The sequence below is a fragment of the Pelagibius sp. genome, from assembly GCF_028289705.1.
In the GTDB taxonomy this organism is placed as follows: Bacteria; Pseudomonadota; Alphaproteobacteria; order Kiloniellales; family Kiloniellaceae; genus Pelagibius.
The window spans coordinates 1-4350 of record NZ_JANQOI010000109.1; the positions used below are offsets into that span (position 1 = coordinate 1).

Annotated in this window: 5 protein-coding genes; 2 read left to right on the top strand and 3 right to left on the bottom strand. The window is 67.5% G+C overall.

Going from position 1 to position 4350, the window contains the following annotated elements; translation table 11 throughout:
• The 3 genes from Q0996_RS14770 to Q0996_RS14780 form a co-directional block, all read right to left on the bottom strand.
• Positions 1–833 (bottom strand): tripartite tricarboxylate transporter permease (locus tag Q0996_RS14770; protein WP_299621155.1); only part of this gene is annotated, 833 nt, incomplete at its 3' end.
• Positions 834–842: 9 nt separating this feature from the next.
• Positions 843–1298, bottom strand: coding sequence for a tripartite tricarboxylate transporter TctB family protein (locus Q0996_RS14775; RefSeq protein ID WP_299621158.1), 456 nt, complete (start codon positions 1296–1298; stop codon positions 843–845).
• Between the two features lie 85 nt (positions 1299–1383).
• Positions 1384–2355: a tripartite tricarboxylate transporter substrate binding protein gene (locus Q0996_RS14780; RefSeq protein ID WP_299621160.1), complete on the bottom strand. Its 972-nt coding sequence runs from the start codon at positions 2353–2355 to the stop codon at positions 1384–1386.
• A 241-nt stretch (positions 2356–2596) separates the two neighbouring features.
• Between Q0996_RS14780 and Q0996_RS14785 the strand changes: the two genes are divergently transcribed.
• Complete coding sequence (locus Q0996_RS14785; RefSeq protein ID WP_299621163.1) at positions 2597–3514, top strand: NAD(P)-binding domain-containing protein; 918 nt, start codon at positions 2597–2599, stop codon at positions 3512–3514.
• A gap of 92 nt (positions 3515–3606) precedes the next feature.
• Positions 3607–4251, top strand: a complete 645-nt coding sequence (locus Q0996_RS14790) for a 4-carboxy-4-hydroxy-2-oxoadipate aldolase/oxaloacetate decarboxylase (RefSeq protein ID WP_299621166.1) — start codon at positions 3607–3609, stop codon at positions 4249–4251.
• Positions 4252–4350: the final 99 nt, after the last annotated feature.

Below are 4350 nucleotides of genomic sequence, written 5' to 3' on the forward strand. Positions count from 1 at the left end.
GAGGCGATGTTGCCGCCGGCCCCCGGCACGATCCCGATGAAGACGCCGATGGTGGAGGCGCGCAGCCAAGTCGGGATCAGGGCGCGCCAGGCGAAGGCCGTCCCTTCGTCGGCGGCGGCTCGCCCGACGCCCCGCGGCATGTCCTCCGCCTTTACCAGCACGGCCTTGGCGGCCAGATCGAAGGCGGGCGGGATGGCATAGAGACCGGTCAGCAGCACCAGGATGCTCAAGCCGCCGGTGAGGTGCAGAAGATCGAAGGTAAAGCGCTCGTTGCCGGTCATCTGGTCGATGCCGACGCTGCCGAGGATCAGCCCGAAGCAGGCGCTCAGAAGCCCCTTCACCGGGTTGTCCGCGAGCAGCACGGCGATGGCCGTCAGGCCGAAGACGGCCAGCCAGAAGACCTCGGCCGGCCCGAAGCGCAGTGCGATCGCCGCCAGAGGCGGCGCCAGCAGAATCAGCGCCAGGGCGCTGACGATGCCGCCGATGGCGGAGGAGGCGAGGGCGATCCGCATGGCCCGGATCCCCTGGCCCTGCTGCGCCATGGGGTAGCCGTCGAACACCGTGGCGATGCCGGCCGGGGTGCCGGGAATGCGCAGCAGGATCGCCGGGATGGCGCCGCCGTACATCGCGCCGTTGTAGATCCCGGCCATCAGGCCGAGGGCGACCAGGGGCTGCAGGGTGAAGGTGAGGGGGATCAGCACGGCGATCCCCATGGTCGTCGACAGGCCGGGCAGCGCGCCGATGGCGACTCCGGCGGCCGTGCCGATGGCCATCGCCAGCACGACCTCGAGCGAGAAGACGAGGGGGAGGGCCTGAAGCAGATAGTCGATCACGGCGGCGTCTCAGGCAAGGAGCGCCTGCCAAACCTCGACCGGCAGGGGCCGGTTCAGGATCAGCACGAAGACGGCGTAGAGCACGCCGATGAAGATCAGCGTTCCGACGGCCAGGCCGCGCGGCCTGCGATAGCCCGTCGCCCAGGCGATGCCCGGGACCAGAAAGGCGAAACTGGTGAAGAAGCCGAGGGTCGGAATCGCCACCGCGAGCGCAAGAGCGCCGGCGGCGATCAGCGCCAGGCGTCGCAGCTCCAGTGGCTCGACGATCAGAAAGCCTTCGCCGCGTCGTAGGCGCGTGGCGAAGGACTGTCCCGCCCAGACCAGGCTGAGCAGGCTGGCCGCGGCGAAAACGGCCGTCGGCAGGTAGGCGGACTCTTGTGGGAAACGCGCGGCTTCGACGGTGCCTGCGATGCAGAGACACATCAGGCCGAGCGCGACAATCATCTCGAGCGTTGCACGCCGCATCGATCCAGCCTTCGCAGTCCCGTCACACAGGGGGGGCATCGGCAGCGCCTTGCTCCGGAGACGATGCCGATGCGGGTCCCGGCCCCTATCGCGCAGCCCAGGGACTCTCTTCCCAGAGCGTGACATAGCTGTCGCGCGCCGTCGTGAGCATGGCCTTGTAGGCATCCGGCGCGAGAAAGCGAAGCGGCAGCGACTGTTCGGCGGCCACCTTCTGAAACTCGGGGTCGTTGATCGCCTTCTCGATGGCCGCGGCGACCTGCTGCAGAATCTCCTCGGGCACGCCGGCCGGAGCGCCGATGCCGCGCGTGGATCCTTGGACGATGTCGTAGCCCTGCTCCCGGAAGGTCGGCACATCGGGCATCTCGGACCAGCGCTCCTCGGCCATCTGACCGAGCGGACGGATCAGGCCTTCCTCGGCGTAGGAGACGGCTTCTCCCATGTTGAAGACGCCGAGCGTGATGTGACCGCCCAGCAGGGCCGCGCGCACGGCGGAGGCTCCGGGGAAGGGCACGTGGGTCATCTCGATCCCGGCCTGCCGCTGCAACGCCAGCGCCGCCAAGTGATCGTCCGAACCGATCCCGGTGGTGCCGTAGGTGACGGCGTTCGGGTTCTCCTTTGCGTAGGCGATCAAGGCTTCCAGCGTCTGGAATTCGCTCTCCTGCCGGACATGAAAGCCGCCGGGATCGTCGACGACGTTGGCGATGGGGGAGAAGTTCTCCAGCTCGTAGCGGGTGTCCCGCTCGATGGGGATGGTCACCAGGTTCGGCGTGTTCAGGAAGCCGATGGTGTAGCCGTCGGGCTCCGCCTGGGAAATCTCAGTGAAGCCGACCTCGCCCCCGGCGCCCGGCTTGTTCACGACGGTGATCGATCCGCCCAGATAGGTCTCGATAAAGGGGGCGAGGGAGCGGGCCGCGACATCGGTCCCGCCGCCGGCGCTGTAGGCGACGATCATCGTGATCGGGCGTTCCGGGAACTCCGCCTGCGCGTAACCGGCGCCGGTCAGGGTGACGACGCCGACGGCGCAAGCCATTGCGGCGTTTCGCAGAAATCCTGTCATCTTTCCTCCCAAAAGGCTTGGCCGCTGCGCGGCTATGTTTGTATTTTTTTTGTGCCTCAAATCAGATCACGGATCGCGCCGCACTCGCAAGAGATTTCTTTTTCGCGTTCGGTTGAGCAGTAAAATTACGGAAAAACTGGAAATTTCATACAAATTTGTACCGTAGAGTGGGAGGCACGTGAGAAAAGGCTAGACAGCAAAGCGGATATTGTTCTTTTTTTGCATGAACCGGAGGAGGCAAATGCGCATAGGGATTATCGGCTTTGGCGAGGTCGGACGGTGTTTCGCGCCGGCTCTGTCGCAACTCGGCGATGCGCCGCTTTTGCTCTGCGATCCCCGGCCATCGCGCGCTGCCGAAGACCTGGCGCGCGACCTGGGGGCAAGCCTGGTCGCGCGCGTGTCGGAGGACCTGGCGGCGTGCGATCTGGTGCTGAGCTGCGTCAACGGCGCCGCGGCCGGCGATGTTGCCGGGGCCGTTGCGGCCTGCGACGCGCCAGGACAAGTCCTGCTCGACTTCGCCACCGCACCGCCGCAGGTCAAGCGCGACGCGGCCCAGGCCTTGCAGGCGCGCGGGCGGCACTATGTCGACATCGCCATCATGGGCGCCATCTCGATCGGCGGGGTAGGGACGCCGCTGCTGGCCGCCGGCGAGGAAGGGGCAGACGCGGTGCAAGCGGCGCGCGCCCTTCTGGGCCGGGCCGGTTTGAGACTCGATTGGCTGGCGGAGGCCGAGCCTGGGGACGCGGCTTCCCTCAAGCTGCTGCGCAGTGTCTTCACCAAGGGATTGGAAGCCTTGGCCGTGGAGTGCCTGGTCGCGGCCGAGCACTTCGGCGTGCGGCGGGCGCTCTACCAGGTGCTTGCGGACGTCGACGGGACACCGCTCCCGGAGTTTCTCGAGATGCTGGTCTCCACGCACCTGGTGCATGCCGAAAGACGGCTGGCGGAGATCGAGCAGGCGGAACTGCAGCTGCGGAACGCCGACCTGCCGGTCCGCCTCCTGCCCTGCGTGCGCAGCCTGTTCGGCGCGACCACGGCGGCAATGGCGCAGGAGCGCCTCACCGAGACGCCTTCGCCCGATCAGGCCCTGAAAACCCTCAAGGCGATCGGCCTGTCCGGTGCGCGCGCGGCAGGTGAGGGAAGCGCGGTCGACCCGGGTTAGCGGACCCAGGTTAGCCGACCGGGGTTAGCGGACCGGGGTTAGCCGATCCGTCGAGAGAAACGAAGATCAACGCAAGGGAGGCAGTTCGAAAGATGCTGACGGTTTCCAAGGAGGTGCTGTCCAAGCTCGCCGGGATCGGCACCGCCACGATTCACGAGGCCCAGGGCCAGATCGGGGCGATGGACAACGCGATCAAGCCGATCGATCCGGCCCGCCGTCTGATCGGCCGGGCGCTGACGGTCGATACCCGACCGGCGGACAACCTGATGATCCACTACGCGCTGACCAAGGCGCAGCCCGGCGACGTGCTGGTGGTCGATGCGAAGGGCTTCACCGAAGCCGGCCCCTGGGGCGACATCCTGACCTTGGCCGCCCAGAAGGCCGGGCTCGCCGGTCTGGTGATCGACGGCATGGTGCGGGACGCCGATGTGATCGTCGAGCTGGGCTTTCCCGTGTTCTGCCGCGGGCTGTCCATCAAAGGCACCAACAAGGCGCAGCCGGGCCGCGTGAACGAAGCGATCCTCTGCGGCGGCGTGACGGTCAACCCGGGCGATGTCGTCGTCGGCGACCGCGACGGCGTGGTGGTCGTGGCCGCGGAGCGGGCCGGGGAGGTTCTGGCCGCCTCGGAAGCGCGCGAGGCGAAGGAAGAGACGATGCGCGCGGACCTGAACGCGGGCAAGACCACGGTCGAACTGCTGGGTCTCGAACCGCTGCTGAAGAAGATCGGGGCGAGCTGAGGCATGGCCGTGGTGGCCGTGCTCGACCCCATTGCGGACAGCGCCATGGCCTTCTTGCGACGGCATGTGGAGGTGTTGCCGCCACCGGCTGCGGACTGG